13 protein-coding genes are annotated in these 16,710 nt (G+C 74.8%); 11 read left to right on the top strand and 2 right to left on the bottom strand.

Annotated elements, in window-relative coordinates:
• The first annotated feature begins 17 nt into the window (after window positions 1-17).
• From FB457_RS23535 to FB457_RS23505, 7 genes are all read left to right on the top strand, one after another.
• Entirely contained in the window at window positions 18-860 is an 843-nt protein-coding gene (locus tag FB457_RS23535; RefSeq protein ID WP_047016353.1) for a TIGR03084 family metal-binding protein, read from the top strand.
• Window positions 857-2,572, top strand: a complete 1,716-nt coding sequence (locus FB457_RS23530; RefSeq protein WP_145783157.1) for an acyclic terpene utilization AtuA family protein — start codon at window positions 857-859, stop codon at window positions 2,570-2,572. Before FB457_RS23535 ends, FB457_RS23530 begins: the two co-directional genes overlap by 4 nt.
• Entirely contained in the window at window positions 2,569-4,176 is a 1,608-nt protein-coding gene (locus FB457_RS23525) for a carboxyl transferase domain-containing protein (RefSeq protein ID WP_145783155.1), read from the top strand. The genes FB457_RS23530 and FB457_RS23525 overlap by 4 nt, the downstream gene beginning before the upstream one ends.
• 67 nt (window positions 4,177-4,243) lie before the next feature.
• Window positions 4,244-6,343 carry an ATP-binding protein gene (locus FB457_RS23520; protein WP_145783153.1) on the top strand — a complete coding sequence of 700 codons (2,100 nt, stop codon included), beginning with the start codon at window positions 4,244-4,246 and terminating at the stop codon, window positions 6,341-6,343.
• Window positions 6,340-7,506 carry an acyl-CoA dehydrogenase family protein gene (locus FB457_RS23515; protein ID WP_145783152.1) on the top strand — a complete coding sequence of 389 codons (1,167 nt, stop codon included), beginning with the start codon at window positions 6,340-6,342 and terminating at the stop codon, window positions 7,504-7,506. Before FB457_RS23520 ends, FB457_RS23515 begins: the two co-directional genes overlap by 4 nt.
• Window positions 7,507-7,540: 34 nt before the next feature.
• On the top strand, window positions 7,541-8,335 hold the full coding sequence (locus FB457_RS23510; protein ID WP_047016348.1) for an enoyl-CoA hydratase family protein: 795 nt from the start codon (window positions 7,541-7,543) through the stop codon (window positions 8,333-8,335).
• A complete protein-coding gene (locus FB457_RS23505; protein WP_486589121.1) occupies window positions 8,332-9,108 on the top strand; it encodes a TetR/AcrR family transcriptional regulator in 777 nt (258 codons plus the stop codon). The genes FB457_RS23510 and FB457_RS23505 overlap by 4 nt, the downstream gene beginning before the upstream one ends.
• Before the next feature lie 232 nt (window positions 9,109-9,340).
• Here FB457_RS23505 and FB457_RS23500 read toward each other — a convergent pair whose 3' ends face one another.
• The gene (locus tag FB457_RS23500) at window positions 9,341-10,447 is read right to left on the bottom strand and encodes a citrate synthase (RefSeq protein ID WP_145783148.1); all 1,107 of its coding nucleotides are present in this window, start codon (window positions 10,445-10,447) and stop codon (window positions 9,341-9,343) included.
• A gap of 377 nt (window positions 10,448-10,824) precedes the next feature.
• On the opposite strand from FB457_RS23500, the gene pdxH reads away from it, so the two are divergent.
• The 4 genes from pdxH to FB457_RS23480 all read left to right on the top strand — a co-directional run bounded on the left by pdxH (window position 10,825) and on the right by FB457_RS23480 (window position 15,851).
• Window positions 10,825-11,460: a pyridoxamine 5'-phosphate oxidase gene (pdxH, locus tag FB457_RS23495; RefSeq protein ID WP_145783259.1), complete on the top strand. Its 636-nt coding sequence runs from the start codon at window positions 10,825-10,827 to the stop codon at window positions 11,458-11,460.
• Between the two features lie 634 nt (window positions 11,461-12,094).
• Entirely contained in the window at window positions 12,095-13,627 is a 1,533-nt protein-coding gene (locus tag FB457_RS23490) for a PAS domain-containing protein (protein ID WP_145783146.1), read from the top strand.
• Window positions 13,628-13,796: 169 nt separating this feature from the next.
• The gene (locus FB457_RS23485) at window positions 13,797-14,483 is read left to right on the top strand and encodes an iron-dependent transcriptional repressor DtxR (RefSeq protein WP_047016343.1); all 687 of its coding nucleotides are present in this window, start codon (window positions 13,797-13,799) and stop codon (window positions 14,481-14,483) included.
• Between the two features lie 444 nt (window positions 14,484-14,927).
• Window positions 14,928-15,851 (top strand): alpha/beta fold hydrolase, encoded by a 924-nt coding sequence (locus FB457_RS23480; protein ID WP_047016342.1) that lies wholly within the window; start codon window positions 14,928-14,930, stop codon window positions 15,849-15,851.
• Between the two features lie 105 nt (window positions 15,852-15,956).
• Here the strand turns inward: FB457_RS23480 and FB457_RS23475 are convergent, their stop codons facing one another.
• The gene (locus FB457_RS23475) at window positions 15,957-16,601 is read right to left on the bottom strand and encodes a hypothetical protein (protein WP_047016341.1); all 645 of its coding nucleotides are present in this window, start codon (window positions 16,599-16,601) and stop codon (window positions 15,957-15,959) included.
• Window positions 16,602-16,710 lie beyond the last annotated feature (109 nt).

Here is a 16,710-nt window from a genome sequence, read left to right as displayed (position 1 = left end):
CACGAGGGGAGCGCGGCATGGCGGGCCCGGAGATCATCACCCTGCTCGACGACCTCCGCGACGAGAGCGCCGCGCTGGACGCCCTCGTCGCCGGGCTGCCGCCCGAGCGGTGGGCGCTCGGGACGCCCGCCGCCGGGTGGACCGTCGCGCACCAGATCGCCCACCTCGCGTGGACCGATCGCGCCGCGCTCGCCGCCGCCCGCGATCCCGGCGAGTTCCGGGGGATGCTGACGCACGCCCGGGAGGCGCCGTTCGGCTTCGTCGACGAGGCTGCCGAGCGCGGGGCCGCCCGGCCGCCAGAGGTGCTGCTGGACGGATGGCGGCAGGGGCGCGAGGAGTTGCGGCGGGTGCTGCTGGCGCAGCCGGCGGGGGTGCGGATGCCGTGGTTCGGGCCGCCGATGAGCGTCGGGGGCGTCGCCTCGGGGCGGTTGATGGAGACCTGGGCGCACGGGCAGGACGTCGCCGACGCGCTGGGCGTACGGCGTGCGCCCACCGCCCGGCTGCGGCACGTGGCCCGTATCGGGGTACGGACACGGGACTTCGCGTACGCCGTGCACCGGCTCGCGCCGCCCGCGGAGGAGTTCCGCGTCGAGCTGACCGCGCCCGGCGGCGGCGAGGTGTGGGCGTACGGTCCCGAGGACGCCGCCGAGCGCGTCACCGGGCCCGCGCTCGACTTCTGCCTGCTGGTCACCCAGCGCGTGCACCGCGCCGACACCGCGCTCGTCGCCGAGGGCGCGGAGGCGGAGCGCTGGCTGGGCATCGCCCAGGCGTTCGCGGGCCCGCCGGGCGCGGGGCGGGACCCGGCACCGGACGGCACGGCCCGTACCGGCGGCCAGGCCGCCCGGGGGGAGCGCCCGTGACCCTCCGCATCGGCAACGCCTCCGGCTTCTACGGGGACCGCTTCGCCGCCGTCCGCGAGATGCTCACCGGTGGCGAACTCGACGTCCTCACCGGCGACTACCTCGCCGAGCTGACCATGCTCATCCTCGCCCGCGACCGCCTCAAGGACCCCGGCGCCGGCTACGCCAGGACCTTCCTCCGCCAGCTCGAAGACGGCCTCGGCCTCGCCCGCGACCGCGGCGTCACGCTCGTCGTCAACGCCGGCGGCCTCAACCCCGCGGGCCTCGCCGCCGCCGTCCGCGAGCTGGCCGGACGCGTCGGCGTGCCGGCCCGCGTCGCGCACGTCGAGGGCGACGACCTCACCGCACGCGGCACGTGGCCCGGCGCCCTCGCCGCCCACGCCTACCTCGGCGGCGCCGGCATCGCCGCCTGCCTGCGCGCGGGCGCCGACGTCGTCGTCACCGGCCGCGTCACCGACGCCGCCCTCGTCACGGGCGCCGCCCAGGCCCACTACGGCTGGACCCCGGCCGCCGCCGACGACCCCGACGACCCCGGCGCCGCCGACGACCCCGCCCTGCACGCCCTCGCCGGCGCCGTCGTCGCCGGCCACGTGCTGGAGTGCGGCACCCAGGCCACCGGCGGCAACTACGCCTTCTTCACCGAGCACGACGTCCGCCATCCCGGCTTCCCCCTCGCCGAGATCGAGCCCGACGGCAGCGCCGTCATCACCAAGCACCCCGGCACGGGCGGCGCCGTGACCGTCGGGACCGTCACCGCCCAGCTCCTCTACGAGACCGCGGGACCCCGTTACGCGGGGCCCGACGTCACCGCCCGCCTCGACTCCGTACGCCTCGCCCAGGACGGACCCGACCGCGTCCGCATCACCGGCGTACGCGGCGAGCCACCGCCCCCCGACGTCAAGGTCGGCCTCTCCCGCCTGGGCGGCCACCGCAACGAGGTCGTCTTCGTCCTCACCGGCCTCGACATCGACGCCAAGGCCGCCCTCGTACGCGACCAGATGGCCCCCGCCCTCAAGGGCGTCGCCGACGTCCGCTGGACCCTCGCCCGCACCGACCGCCCCGACGCCGGCGTGCAGGAGGAGGCGTCCGCCCTGCTCCGCCTCGCCGTCCGGGGCCCCGACGAGGCCGCCGTCGGCCGCGCCGTCAGCGGCGCCGCCGTCGAACTGGCCCTCGCCAGCATCCCCGGCTTCCACGTCACCGCCCCGCCCGGCAGGGCGCAGCCGTACGGCGTCTTCGAGGCCGCGTACGTCCCCGCCGCCGACGTCCCCCACACCGCCGTGCTCCCCGACGGCACCCGCGTCCCCGTCGCCCCGCCGCCGCGCACCCGGGCGCTGGAGCCCGTACCGGAACCGCCCCTGCCGCCGCCCCCGCCGCCGGGGCCGACCCGCCGCGCCCCCCTCGGCACCGTGGCCGGCGCGCGCAGCGGCGACAAGGGCGGCAGCGCCAACCTCGGCGTCTGGGCCAGGTCCGGCGCCGCCTGGCCGTGGCTGGCCCACACCCTGACCGTCGACCGCTTCCGCGAACTCCTCCCGGAGACCGCCCCCTTCCCCGTCGTACGCCACGTCCTGCCGCACCTCCGCGCCCTCAACTTCACCGTCGAAGGACTCCTCGGCGAAGGCGTCGCCTCCCAGGCCCGCTTCGACCCGCAGGCCAAGGCGCTCGGCGAGTGGCTGCGCGCCCGGCACGCCGACATCCCCGAGGAGCTGCTGTGACCCTGCTCGCCTCGTCGCTGGACACCGCGGGCCCCGACTACGCCGCCCACCGGGCCGCGATGCTCGACAAGCTCGCCGCGCTCGACGAGGAGCACGCCAAGGCGGTGGCGGGCGGCGGCGAGAAGTACGTGGCGCGGCACCGCGCCCGCGGCAAGCTGCTCGTCCGCGAGCGGGTCGAGCTGCTGCTCGACCCCGACACCCCGTTCCTGGAGCTGAGCCCGCTGGCCGGCTGGGGTTCCGCCTCCCCCGAGTACACGGTCGGCGCCTCGCTCGTCACCGGCATCGGCGTCGTCTCCGGCGTGGAGTGCCTGATCACGGCCAACGACCCGACCGTACGCGGCGGAGCGTCCAACCCCTGGACGCTGAAGAAGGCGTTCCGCGCCCACGAGATCAGCCTCGCCAACCGGCTGCCGTCGATCCACCTCGTGGAGTCCGGGGGCGCGGACCTGCCGTCGCAGAAGGAGATCTTCATCCCGGGCGGCGCGCTCTTCAAGTTCCTCACCCGCTCGTCCGCGGCCGGCATCCCCACGGTCGCCGTCGTCTTCGGCAACTCCACGGCGGGCGGGGCGTACGTGCCGGGCATGAGCGATCACGTGATCATGGTCAAGGAGCGCGCGAAGGTCTTCCTCGGCGGCCCGCCGCTGGTGAAGATGGCCACCGGCGAGGAGAGCGACGACGAGTCGCTGGGCGGCGCCGACATGCACGCTCGCACCTCGGGACTCGCCGACTACTTCGCCGTCGACGAGCCGGACGCCCTGCACACCGCCCGCCGCGTCGTCGCCCGCCTCGCCTGGCGCAAGGCACACCCCGACCCGCCGCCGGCCGCCCCGCCCGCGTACCCGGAGGAAGAGCTGCTGGGCATCGTGCCGGGCGACCTGAAGATCCCGTTCGACCCGCGGGAGGTGATCGCGCGGGTGGTGGACGGCTCGGACTTCGACGAGTTCAAGCCGCTGTACGGGACGAGCCTGGCCACCGGATGGGCCCGGCTGCACGGCTATCCCGTCGGGATCCTCGCCAACGCGCGCGGGGTGCTGTTCAGCGAGGAGTCGCAGAAGGCCGCGCAGTTCATCCAGCTCGCCAACCAGCGCGACATCCCGCTGGTCTTCCTCCACAACACCACCGGCTACATGGTCGGCAAGGACTACGAGCAGGGCGGCATCATCAAGCACGGCGCCCAGATGATCAACGCGGTCTCCAACTCCCGCGTCCCGCACCTGTCGGTGCTCATGGGCGCCAGCTACGGCGCCGGCCACTACGGCATGTGCGGCCGCGCGTACGACCCCCGGTTCCTCTTCGCCTGGCCGAGCGCCAAGTCGGCGGTCATGGGGCCGCAGCAGCTCGCGGGCGTGCTGTCGATCGTCGCGCGGGCGTCGGCGGAGGCGAAGGGGATGCCGTACGACGAGGAGGGCGACGCGGCGCTGCGGGCGATGGTGGAGCAGCAGATCGAGGCGGAGTCCCTCCCGGTGTTCCTGTCCGGGCGGCTGTACGACGACGGGGTCATCGACCCGCGGGACACGCGGACCGTGCTGGGGATCTGCCTGTCGGCGATCCACACGGCGCCGTACGCGGGCGTGCACGACGGGTACGGGGTGTTCCGGCTGTGACCGCACGACCGGCATCCGCAGGGCGACCGGCAGCCACACCGCGACCGGCATCCACAGGGGAGCACCGATGATCCGTACCCTCCTCGTCGCCAACCGCGGCGAGATCGCCTGCCGCGTCTTCCGCACCTGCGCGGAGCTGGGCATCACGCCCGTCGCCGTGCACTCCGACGCGGACGCGGGCGCGCTGCACGTACGCGCCGCGCTGGACGCCGGCGGGTCGGCGGTCCGGCTGCCGGGGCGGGCGGCTTCGGACACGTACCTGCGGGCGGATCTGCTTGTCGCGGCGGCGCTCGCGGCTGGCGCGGACGCGGTGCACCCGGGCTACGGGTTCCTCTCCGAGAGCGCGGAGTTCGCGCGGGCGGTGACCGCGGCCGGGCTGACGTGGGTCGGGCCGCCGCCGGAGGCGATCGAGGCGATGGCGTCCAAGACACGCGCGAAGGAACTGATGGGCCTCGCGCCCTTCGACCCGTCGAAGGCGGTGGAGTCCGACCTGCCGCTGCTGGTCAAGGCGGCGGCGGGCGGCGGCGGCCGCGGCATGCGGGTCGTCCGCGAACTGGCCGCGCTCGACGCCGGACTGGCGTCGGCTTCGGCGGAGGCCGCGGCGGCGTTCGGGGACGGCGAGGTGTTCGTCGAGCCGTACGTCGAGGGCGGGCGGCACGTGGAGGTGCAGGTGCTCGCGGACGCGCACGGGGCCGTGTGGGCGCTGGGCACGCGCGACTGCTCGCTGCAGCGGCGGCACCAGAAGGTGGTGGAGGAGGCCCCGGCACCGGGCCTCGCGCCCGGTGCGGCGGCGGAGCTGGCGGAGACGGCGGTACGGGCGGCGCGGGCGATCGGGTACGTGGGCGCCGGCACGGTGGAGTTCCTGCTGGCGCCGGACGGGCGGGCGCAGTTCCTGGAGATGAACACGCGGCTGCAGGTGGAGCACCCGGTGACGGAGGCGGTGTACGGGGTCGACCTGGTGGCCGCGCAGGTGAGGATCGCGGAGGGTGCGCACTTGCCGCCGTCGGCACCGCAGCCGAGGGGCCACGCGGTGGAGGCCCGTCTGTACGCGGAGGATCCGGCGTCGGACTTCGCCCCGCAGACGGGCCGGGTCCACCGCCTGGAGGTCGGGGGCGCCGCGGGGGGCCCGGGGCGCAGCCCCGAGGGGAACCGGGGCGGGGCCCCGGTTCCGGGAAGGGGCGGGATCGGGGAACCCCCCACCCTCCGACTCGACACCGGCTACACCGCCGGCGACACCGTCACCCCGTACTACGACGCCCTGCTCGCCAAGGTGATCGTCCACGCCCCCACCCGCGCCGAGGCGGTCCGCCACCTGACGGCCGCGCTGCGGCGGGCACGGATCCACGGCCCGGTGACGAACCGGGACCTGCTGGTCCGGTCGCTGGAACACGAGGAGTTCACCGGCGGGCGGATGACGACCTCGTTCTACGACGCCCACCTGCCGGCGCTGACCCGCCCCGCCGACGAGGCGGGCGAGCCCGACGCCCACCTCCGGCTCGCCGCGCTCGCCGCCGCGCTCGCCGATGCCGCCGCGCGGCAGCAGGCAGGGGACGCCGCGTTCCCCGCGCGCTTCGGGGGGTGGCGCAACGTGCCGTCGCAGCCGCAGGCGAAGGGGTACCGGGCCGAGCCCGGCGCCGAGGTCGAGGTTCGCTACCGCCTGACCCGCGACGGCATACGGGCCGACGGCCTGCCCGACGTGCGCGTGCTCGCCGCCGCCCCCGGGCGCGTGGTGCTCGAAGTCGCGGGTGTCGCCCGTGCCTTCGACGTCGCCGTCTACGACGCCCCGGCGGGAGGCCGGCCCGCGCCGGCCACCTACGTCGACACCCCCCACGGCTCGTACGCCCTCAGCCCCCTCTCCCGCTTTCCCGACCCCCGCGCCGACACCCCGCCCGGCTCCCTCCTCGCCCCCATGCCCGGCACGGTCGTCCGCCTCGCCGACGGGATCGCTCCCGGGCAGACCGTCCGGCAGGGACAGCCGCTCCTCTGGCTGGAGGCGATGAAGATGGAGCACAAGGTCGCCGCCCCCGCGTCCGGCGTGCTCACCGCCCTGCACGCCGTCCCCGGCGGCCAGGTCGAGGTCGGCGCCCTCCTGGCCGTAGTAGAAGCGGCGGAAGACGCCGCAGCACATGCCGCCCCATCCCGCGATCAGGAAGGCCGACAGCCATGACGAGCGCCATCCTCGAACCCCAGGAGCACCGCGACCTCCGCGCCGCCGTCGCCGCGCTCGGTACCCGCTACGGCCGCGACTACTTCACCGCCGCCGTCCGCGACGGCCGGCACACCGACGAGCTGTGGGCCGAGGCCGGCAAGGCCGGTTACCTCGGCGTCAACCTCCCCGAGGCGTACGGCGGCGGAGGCGGCGGCATCGCGGAGCTGGCGATCGTGCTGGAGGAACTCGGCGCCGCCGGCTGCCCGCTGCTCATGCTCGTCGTGTCGCCCGCGATATGCGGCACGGTCATCGCCCGCTTCGGCACCGAGGAGCAGAAGCGGCAGTGGCTCCCCGGACTCGCCGACGGCACCCGCAAGATGGCCTTCGGCATCACCGAGCCCGACGCCGGCTCCAACTCGCACCGCATCACCACCACCGCCCGCCGCGACGGCGACGACTGGGTGCTGTCCGGCCGCAAGGTGTTCATCTCGGGCGTCGACATCGCCGACGCCACGCTCATCGTCGGCCGCACCGAGGACGCGCGTACCGGCAAGCTCAAGCCCTGCCTGTTCATCGTCCCGCGCGACGCCGAGGGCTTCCGGCGCTCGCCCATACCCATGGAACTGCACGCTCCGGAGAAGCAGTTCGAGCTGGTCCTCGACGACGTGCGGCTGCCCGTGGACGCCCTCGTCGGCGACGAGGACGCCGGTCTCCTCCAGCTCTTCGCGGGGCTCAACCCCGAGCGCATCATGACCGCCGCGTTCGCGCTGGGCCTGGGGCGGCAGGCGGTGGCGCGGGCCGTCGAGTACGCCCGTACGCGCCAGGTGTGGAAGGGCGGCGCCATCGGCGTGCACCAGGCGATCGCGCATCCGCTGGCGCAGGCGCACATCGAGTTGGAGCTGGCCGGGCTGATGACGCAGAAGGCGGCGGCGCTGTACGACGCCGGTGATGACGCCGGTGCGGGCGAGGCGGCGAACATGGCGAAGTACGCGGCCGCCGAGGCGGCGGCGAAGGCCGTCGACCAGGCCGTGCACACCCTCGGCGGCAACGGGCTCAGCACCGAGTACGGTCTTGCGCAGATGCTCACCGCGTCCCGCGTGGCCAGGATCGCCCCGGTCAGCCGGGAGATGATCCTCAACTACGTGTCGCACCAGACGCTGGGCCTGCCCAAGTCGTACTGACGCCGCCGACGTACCGAAGGAGCACCTCCCCGCCATGACCGACGCACCCGCAGAACCGGCCGCCGACGACGCGCCCCTCGTCCGGACGGCGCGCGACGACCGCGGCGTCACGACCCTCACGCTCGACTCGCCCCACAACCGCAACGCGCTCTCCACCCGCCTCATGGCCGAACTCGACCTGGGTTTGGCCGCCGCCGCGGAGGACGACGACGTACGGGCCGTCCTGCTCACCCACACCGGCAACACCTTCTGCGCCGGCGCCGACCTCGGCGAGGCCACGGCCGCCGCCGCGGCCACGGACGGGCCGCTGGCGCTGTCGCGGCTGCTGCGGGCGGTCGTGGAGTGCCCGAAGCCCGTCGTCGCGCGGGTGACCGGACACGTACGGGCCGGGGGCCTCGGGCTGCTCGGCGCGTGCGACATCGCGGCGGCCGGGACGGGGGCGACGTTCGCGTTCACCGAGGCGCGTCTCGGGCTCGCGCCCGCGGTGATCTCGATGCCGCTGCTGCCGCGGCTCGACGCCCGCGCGGCGGCGCGCTACTACCTCACGGGCGAGCGCTTCGGCCCGGAGGAGGCGGCGAGGATCGGGCTGGTGACGCTGGCGGGGGACGACGTGGACGCGCTGCTGACGCCGGTGCTCGACGGGCTGCGGGCGGCGTCGCCGCAGGGTCTCGCGGCGTCGAAGCGGCTGGTCACGGGGGAGGTGCTGCGGGCGTTCGACCGGGACACGGAGCCGTTCGCGGAGCTGTCGGCGTCGCTGTTCGCATCCCCGGAGGCCAGGGAGGGCATGACGGCGTTCCTGGAGCGCCGGGAGCCGAAGTGGTTCCGCTGACGGACGCCCCGCGCCAGCCACGGGGCCGGGGCCCGCAGCAGGACCGCAGCCGGGCGACCCGGCAGCGGCTGCTGGAGGCGGCGGTCGCGTGCCTGGCGGAACTGGGCTGGGGCGGGAGCACGGTCAGCGTGGTCGCGGAGCGGGCGGGCGTCTCGCGGGGCGCGGCGCAGCACCACTTCCCGACCAGGGAAGACCTGTTCACGGCGGCGGTGGAACACGTGGCGGCGGAGCGCTCGGCGGCACTGCGCGGGCTGCTGCCGGCGGCGGGGGCGGCGGATTCGAGGCGGGCGGAGGGAGCGGACGCGATACGAGCCGCCCCAACGGGTGCCGTGGGGGCCGCCGGAGAAAAGGCCGTCGGGGGGAAGGCCCCCGCGGGGACGGAAGCCACCGCAGGAGGCGCCGCGGCGGCCACGCCCCTCGCCGACGCGGCCACCGCCGCCGTCGTGCGCGGGGTCGTCGACCTCTACACCGGGCCCCTCTTCCGCGCCGCGCTCCAGCTCTGGGTCGCCGCCGCGAACGAGGAGCAGCTACGTCCCCGCGTCGCCGCCCTGGAGGCCCGCGTCGGCCGCGAGGCGCACCGCATGACGGTGGCGCTGCTCGGCGCCGACGAGTCGGTGCCGGGCGTACGGGAGACGGTGCAGGGCTTCCTCGACATGGCCCGCGGCCTGGGCCTGGCGACCCTGCTCACGGACGACAGCGCCCGCCGCGACCGCGTCGTGACGCAGTGGTCGCACCTGCTGACGACAGCCCTTTCGAACGCCCACCCCCGCTGAGCCCCACTCCCACACCCACATCCCCCGCACACCCGCCCAAGGGTAGGCCGCTCCACCGACAACGAAGGGGTGGTCGCCCCGCGGGGCCCAGCCCCAGCCGCCCCGGACCGCCCCGGCAGACCCGGTTCTGGCCGATCCGTGGCTGACCCGTCGCGGCCCAGCCGGCGCAGGCCGACCCTCCTCAGGCCGACCCGCGCCTCACGCCGGCCCGCGCCTCACGCGGCACCCCGCCTCACGCCGAGCCGCCCGCCTCCGCGTAGCCCTCGATCTCCTGCGGCGACCGCGTCCCCGGCCCCACGTACCGCGCCGACGGCCGCACCAGCCGCCCCGTCCGCTTCTGCTCCAGGATGTGCGCCGACCACCCCGCCGTCCGCGCGCACGTGAACATCGACGTGAACATGTGCGCCGGCACCTCCGCGAAGTCCAGCACGATCGCCGCCCAGAACTCGACGTTCGTCTCCAGCACCCGGTCGGGACGCCGCGCCCGCAGCTCCGCCAGCGCCGCCTTCTCCAGCGCCTCCGCGACCTCGTACCGCGGCGCGCCGAGCTGCTTCGCCGTGCGCCGCAGCACCCGCGCCCGCGGGTCCTCGGCGCGGTAGACGCGGTGGCCGAAGCCCATCAGCCGCTCGCCGTTGTCCAGCGCCCGCTTCACGTAGCCCTCGGCGTCGCCCGTGCGCTCGATCTCCTCGATCATCCCGAGCACCCGCGACGGCGCGCCCCCGTGCAGCGGCCCGGACATCGCGCCGACCGCGCCGGAGAGCGCCGCCGCGACGTCGGCGCCGGTGGAGGCGATGACGCGGGCGGTGAAGGTGGAGGCGTTCATGCCGTGTTCGGCGGCGGAGGTCCAGTAGGCGTCGACGGCGGCGACGTGCTTGGGGTCGGGCTCGCCGCGCCAGCGGATCATGAACCGCTCGACGACCGTACGGGCCTTGTCGATCTCCCGCTGCGGCACCATCGGCCGCCCCTGCCCGCGGGCGGACTGGGCGACGTACGACAGCGCCATGACGGCGGCCCGCGCCAGGTCCTCGCGGGCGCGCGACTCGTCGATGTCGAGCAGCGGCCGCAGTCCCCAGACGGGCGCCAGCATGGCCAGCGCGGACTGCACGTCGACGCGGATGTCGCCGGAGTGCACGGGGATGGGGAAGGGCTCGGCGGGCGGCAGACCGGGTTTGAAGGCCCCGTCGACCAGAAGACCCCAGACGTTGCCGAACGAGACGTGGCCCACCAGGTCCTCGATGTCCACACCGCGATAACGCAGCGCGCCGCCCTCCTTGTCGGGTTCGGCGATCTCCGTCTCGAAGGCGACGACTCCCTCAAGCCCGGGTACGAAATCGGACATCAGGCGGCTCCCTCATGTGTGGCGTGCGCTGCGGGGGATGTGCAGCGACGGGCGGGTGTCGGCCCCAGGGCGTGGAGTGGTGCGGGGGGTGTACCTGCTGGCCAGGCTCCGCGGCGCCATCGCTCGCGGTCCGGGGCGTGCATTCCGGGCCACCATAGCCGGGGCTGTCGAGTTTCCACAGTGGTCGGGCAGCGGATCTGTCGGGTCGCCCACCTGCGTGAGGACGTGAGATCGGGCACACTCCACCGGTCCCGGCCCGGAGGGTTACGGGGTGCGCCGAGCGGGCAGACTCCCGCCCGCAACGGCCGCTCATACTGCAAGATATGTAGGTGCGACACGTTGACGTTGACACCGAACGCTCCCTCGATCCGGCCACCATGCGCGCGCACTACCGCGCCGCGGGACTGTCGGAGGACTCCCTCGCCGCCGATCCCTTCGAGCAGTTCGGCCGCTGGTTCCGGCAGGCCGCGGCGAGCGGACTGCACGAGCCCAACGCGATGGTCGTCTCCACCGCGGACGCCGAGGGCCGGCCCAGCTCCCGCACCGTGCTGCTGAAGCACGTGGACGAGCGGGGGTTCGTCTTCTACACCAACTACGGTTCGCGCAAGGGCCGCGAGCTGGCCGCCAACCCGCATGTGTCGCTGCTCTTCCCCTGGCACCCCGTCGCCCGCCAGGTGATCGTCGCGGGGGCGGCGGAGCGTACGGGCCGGGACGAGACGGTGGCGTACTTCCGTACCAGGCCGCACGGCTCGCAGTTGGGCGCGTGGGCGAGCGAGCAGTCGTCGGCGGTGGCGTCGCGGGCGGAGCTGGACCGGATGTACGCGGAGCTGGCGGACCGCTATCCGGAGGGCGAGCAGGTGCCGGCGCCGCCGGAGTGGGGCGGCTTCCGGGTCAGGCCGCGGACGGTGGAGTTCTGGCAGGGCCGCGAGAACCGGCTGCACGACCGCCTGCGGTACGTACGCACCGAGGGCGCGGCGGGCGGCGGCTGGACGGTGGAGCGCCTCTGCCCGTAGCGCTACGGGACGAGGACCAGGACCTGGACCAGGACCAGGACCAGGACGAGGACGGCGGCGACGGTGCGCGCGGGGGTCAGGGGCGGAGCCCCCGCCGCGGAACGAAGGCCGGGAAAGAACGGCCCCCGCGCAGCAGACGACCCGCGGCCCATTCCCCTGGAGGGGAGCCGGTCGGACGTCCCGGCGGACCGCGGGTCGGGTGAACTGCTTGGGATAAGGGCCGGCTGGATGCGTCCTAGGCACCCGGGTCCGGCATTGCGCTCAAGCGCGACGGCGGACCACTAGCCCGCAGTCACCTCACGCGTCCGGTACTTCATCATCTGCCGAACCACCTCCCTTCTCGTGTGCCTCACACACTAGGCACGCCCCTGCGCCCCCTCAAGTGATTTCCCGGCGGGCCGAACGACGCCCGCCCGCGCGGATCCGGCCCCCCGCCGCGTACGGCCGGAATCCGCTGGTCCACGGCGGTCCCGGGGCGCTGCCAGCGGGTTCCCCGCCCGCACCCCCTCCCGGTGGACCCCCTCCGCGTGCAACGATTTCGACGGAATGGGGTGTGTGCTGCGTCACGTTCGAGTTGAATGATCCGGGTGCACCACACCACGCACACGACGCCGCGGCGAGCAGGGGGTGCCTGATGAGCGCGACCCGGCGTACCAACCGGGACCGCAGGAACGCCTCCGGCGAGCAGGCCGCGGACGCTCCGGACATGGGAGACGACGCCGCCGGGTCACCGCCCGCGGCGGCGGACGCGGCGGCTGAGGACGCGCCGCCGCGGGACCGCCGCGAAGCGGCTCCCGATCTGCTGGTGGCGCTCCTCGACGGCATGGACGCCGCCCTGTGCGCCTTCGACGCCGAGGGCGTCGTCACCCACTGGAACCGCGAGGCCGAGCGGCTGCTCGGCTGGACCGCCGCGGAGGCCGTCGGCCGCCACGGGCTGGCCGGCTGGGCCGTCCGCGCCGACGACGCCGCCGAGGTGGAGGCGCGCCTGATGGGCGCGATGGACGTGCCGGGGCGGCAGGTGCAGGAGTTCGCGCTGCTGCGCAAGGACGGCGGCCGGGTGCTCGTACGCACCCAGACCTCCGCCGTCCGCCCGGGCGGCGCCGAGACGGGCGGGGTCGCGGTCGGGGTCTACTGCGCGTTCAGCGAGGTCCACGCGCAGATGGACCTGGAGCGGTCCATCGCCTTCAGCGAGGCGCTGTGCGAGGACGCCGCCTGGGGCGTGCTCCTCGTGGACGCGGACCTGCGTCCCGCGCTGGCCAACGGCCAGGCGGCGCGCGTGCTGCGCGCCCGGCGCTCGGGGCTGCTCGGGCGCCCCTTCGGCGAGCTGCTGGAGCAGGGCGCGGAGGAGGTCGAGAGCGCCCTTCAGCACGTACTGGCGCAGGGCAGCACCGCGGTCCCCGCCGACGTGTGGGTGACGGTGCGCGGCGAGACCGGCGGCGATCCGGCGATACGGCGCCGGTGCCTGCGCGGCGCGTTCGTACGGCTCGCCTCGCCGCTCGCCGAGCATCCGGTGCCCCTCGGCGTCGGCTGGCTCTTCCAGGACGTCACCGAGGCGAAGCTCGCCGAGGACGCGGCCTCGGTGCTGCGCTTCCGGGACCACCAGTTGCACCGGGCCTCGCGCGCGGCGGCCGAGTGCGAGGACCCGATGGAGGCCGCGACCGTCTATCTGGACTTCGCGCTCGCCGGCTTCGCCGACCATGCGCTGGTCGACCTGGCCGCCGCCCCCGCGGACCCCGGCTCCCCGCCGGGCCCCGCCGCCCCGCACGACGCGGGTGCGCCGCCGGGCCCGGTGCAGCTCATCCGGGCCGCGGCGACGCCCGCCGAGGGTCCTGGCCCCTGCCTGCCGGCCGGGCCGCACGGCTTCCCCGTCCGCTACCCCGCCGGGCACCCCGCGCTCCAGGCGGTGGAGCGCGGCGGCACGGTGCGCGCGGGCTGCGGGGGCGTGGACCCGGAGGTCGCGGAGGGCTGGTCGGTGGCGCGGAAATGGCCGCCCGGCACGATGCACGCGCTGTGTACGGTGCTGCGCAGCCGCGGCCGGACGCTGGGCGTCGTGACGTTCCTGCGCGGCGGCGGCCGTAAGGGCTTCACCCGGCAGGATGCGGCGTACGCGGAGGACGTGGCCGTACGGGTCGCGGCCTCGCTGGACCTGGCGGAGCTGCTGGGTTAGTGCCTGCCCGGTGGGGTCCGTGACCAGGACCCGGGAGACCGGGCGCGGATCGCCTTTTTCCCGTAGATCGGCGGCGAAATTCAGGCGAAAGGAACGCGGCAGGTCCGGTTGTCACCGTGATGCGTCAGAATTGGTGCAGGGCCACCGCACGAGAAATCTAGGGGCACGCATGTCCGGACTGATCGACACAACGGAGATGTATCTCCGCACCATCCTCGAACTCGAAGAGGAGGGCGTCGTCCCCATGCGCGCGAGAATCGCGGAGCGGCTCGACCAGAGCGGCCCCACGGTGAGCCAGACCGTCGCCCGCATGGAGCGGGACGGGCTGGTGCGCGTGGCCGGCGACAGGCATCTGGAGCTGACGGAAGAGGGTCGCATGCTCGCGACCCGGGTGATGCGCAAGCACCGCCTGGCGGAGTGCCTGCTGGTCGACGTGATCGGCCTGGAGTGGGAGCACGTGCACGCGGAGGCGTGCCGCTGGGAGCACGTGATGAGCGAGGCCGTGGAGCGCCGCGTGCTGGCGCTGCTGAAGCACCCGACGGAGTCGCCGTACGGGAACCCCATCCCGGGCCTCGAGGAGCTGGGCGAGAAGGCCGAGGCGGACCCGTTCCTGGACGAGGGCATGGTGAGCCTGTCGGCGCTGGGCCCCGACGCCGGGACGGTGATCATCCGCCGGATCGGGGAGCCGATCCAGACCGACTCCCAGCTCATGTACACGCTGCGGCGGGCCGGTGTGCAGCCGGGCGCGGTGGTGAGCGTGACGGACTCGGCGGGCGGTGTGCTCGTCGGCAGCGGCGGCGAGGCCGCCGAGCTGGACGCGGAGGTCGCCTCGCACGTCTTCGTGGCCAAGCGCTAGATCCGTTCGGGCCAGGCTGGTGGCGGGTTTGCGCCGTTGTCGCGGCTGGCGTTAAGCGGACCGCGGGATTCCTGTCCGAACGGCAGCGCACCGGGACCGGGCGTGCCACGCTGTCGCTGACGGCATCTGGGAGGGGTGGGTCATGCCGCTGACATATCCGGGCCCCCGCGCACCTGCGGGTGGCGCGACGAGGGCCCCGGCGCCTGGCTCGCCGGGGCCCCGCCTCCCCGCACCGACCCGGAGCCCCGAGCTCCCAGGGTCGCCTCCCCTCGGACCCGTTGTCCCCGATGCGGGTCCGCCTCCCGGTCTCTGTCTCCCCGCGACGACCGTGGCCAATCCCCGGCCGTGGTCACTCGAACGAGGGGTGTTGGGGCCCGTACCGCGGTGTTCGAATAGATATTCGATAGCGTGAGCTTGCCGAACGGATTGGGGGTGTCGGCACACATGGTGCGTCGTATCAACGTGCCGGGGGCGGGCGGGCTGCGTCTCGCCGCCTGGGAGTACGGAGATCCGCCGAAGCGCGGTGCCGAAGGCATCGCGGCGCGCAGCCGGTCCGCCGCCGGCCTGGCCGGCGGCCCGCCGGGCCCGGCGCCGCAGGACCGCCCCGGCGTGCTCTTATTGCACGGCCTGATGGGCCGCGGGTCCCATTGGGCGACCACCGCCCGCTGGCTCTCCGCCCGCGCCCGCGCCATCGCGCTCGACCAGCGGGGGCACGGGCGCAGTGACAAACCGGGGGACGGCCCGTTCGACCGCGAGGCGTACATCGCGGACGCGGAAGCCGTCATCGAGCAGTTGGACCTCGTGCCGGTGGTCCTCGTGGGCCACTCGATGGGCGCCCTCACCGCCTGGCAGTTGGCCGCCCGCCGCCCCGACCTGGTGCGCGCGCTGGTGATCTGCGACATGCGGGCCTCGGCGCTCGGCGCGGCCTCGCAGCGCGAGTGGGAGGAGTGGTTCCGCTCCTGGCCGACGCCGTTCGCCACGCTCGCCGACGTCCGCAAGTGGTTCGGAGAGGACGACCCCATCCTGGAGCGCCCCCGCCCCGCGCGCGGCGAGTTCTTCGCCGAGGTGATGGCCGAGCGCGCGGACGGCTGGCGCCCGGTGTTCTCCCGCCGGCAGATGCTGCGGGCCCGCGAGACCTGGGTGCACGACGCGCACTGGGAGGAGCTGGCCCTCGTGCGGTGCCCGGCCCTGGTGATCCGCGGCATCGACGGCGAGCTGGGCCGGGCGGAGGCCCAGGAGATGGTCCGCGTCCTGCCCCGCGGTGAGTACGCGGAGCTGGAGGCCGGCCATCTGCTGCACCTGGAGGACCCGGACGCGTTCCACCGGGCGATAGAGCCGTTCCTGGAGAAGGTGCTCACCCCGAAGTGAACCGACGCGCGCCGAACCGACGTGGGAGCGGGGCCGGTTGCGGGCCGTACGGTACGAAGGCGCCCGCGTGGCCGACGCGTACGCCGCGGTAGCCGCCCCCCGGCGCTACTCGCCGACGAATCGGAACGTCGACGTGATCGCGTCGAACACGTCGAAGAACGAGTCCGCCAGATCCAGCACCTGACTGCTCCCCGCCACCAGCGCCACCTTGCCCTCCTGGCCGGGCACCGGGATGAAGGTCTGCATCAGCACGGCGCGGATCGTGCGGTCGTCACCGGGGATCTTGACGTCCTCGACGCCCTGCGTGCGGGCGGCCGTGCCGATCCCCTCGATCTCGACGGTCGAGACCTTCCGCCAGGCGTCGCCCTCCTTCTTCGGCCGGATCTGCTTGATCTGGCCGACGATCAGCGCCGGGTCGGTCGGCAGCAGCTCGCCGCTCTCGGTGCGGGCGCCGATGAGGGAGACGGTGATCGAGCCGGTCACCGGCACGTCGCCGCCGAAGCTCTCCGCCATGCAGCCGCAGTACAGCGCGCCCGAAGCCCAGGCGTCCTTGGCGGCCTTGCGCAGGAACGCCTCCAGCACGCCGCGCTGCTCGGCCAGTTCGGGATTGCGGCGGACCCGGTCGTTGACCATCTGCCGGATGCCGTCGTCCCGGGACTCGGGCCGTACGTCGAACTCCCACCACGACTCCGGCACCCGGATCCGGAAGCCTCCGCGCTCGATCGTGAGCGCCTCCATCCAGCGGCTCATGCCCTGCCCCCTTTTGTCGCACGTACGGCCGTCTCCCGCACCGCGTCCCGGCCGCGGCGGCGCGGTTATCCACACGTAGTTATCCACAATCCCGGAGACGCGCTGTCCC

This window comes from Streptomyces sp. CNZ287 (assembly GCF_007827615.1).
Note: the sequence above shows the minus strand (reverse complement) of the source record. Positions and strands in the feature narration are given on the sequence as shown.

Coding starts and splice junctions, on each gene's coding strand:
- pdxH (WP_145783259.1), top strand. CDS start 10,825: ATGCGCGCGCACTACCGCGCCGCGGGACTGTCGGAGGACTCCCTCGCC.
- FB457_RS23515 (WP_145783152.1), top strand. CDS start 6,340: ATGACGAGCGCCATCCTCGAACCCCAGGAGCACCGCGACCTCCGCGCC.
- FB457_RS23500 (WP_145783148.1), bottom strand. CDS start 10,447: ATGTCCGATTTCGTACCCGGGCTTGAGGGAGTCGTCGCCTTCGAGACG.
- FB457_RS23535 (WP_047016353.1), top strand. CDS start 18: ATGGCGGGCCCGGAGATCATCACCCTGCTCGACGACCTCCGCGACGAG.
- FB457_RS23480 (WP_047016342.1), top strand. CDS start 14,928: ATGGTGCGTCGTATCAACGTGCCGGGGGCGGGCGGGCTGCGTCTCGCC.
- FB457_RS23510 (WP_047016348.1), top strand. CDS start 7,541: ATGACCGACGCACCCGCAGAACCGGCCGCCGACGACGCGCCCCTCGTC.
- FB457_RS23520 (WP_145783153.1), top strand. CDS start 4,244: ATGATCCGTACCCTCCTCGTCGCCAACCGCGGCGAGATCGCCTGCCGC.
- FB457_RS23490 (WP_145783146.1), top strand. CDS start 12,095: ATGAGCGCGACCCGGCGTACCAACCGGGACCGCAGGAACGCCTCCGGC.
- FB457_RS23475 (WP_047016341.1), bottom strand. CDS start 16,601: ATGAGCCGCTGGATGGAGGCGCTCACGATCGAGCGCGGAGGCTTCCGG.
- FB457_RS23485 (WP_047016343.1), top strand. CDS start 13,797: ATGTCCGGACTGATCGACACAACGGAGATGTATCTCCGCACCATCCTC.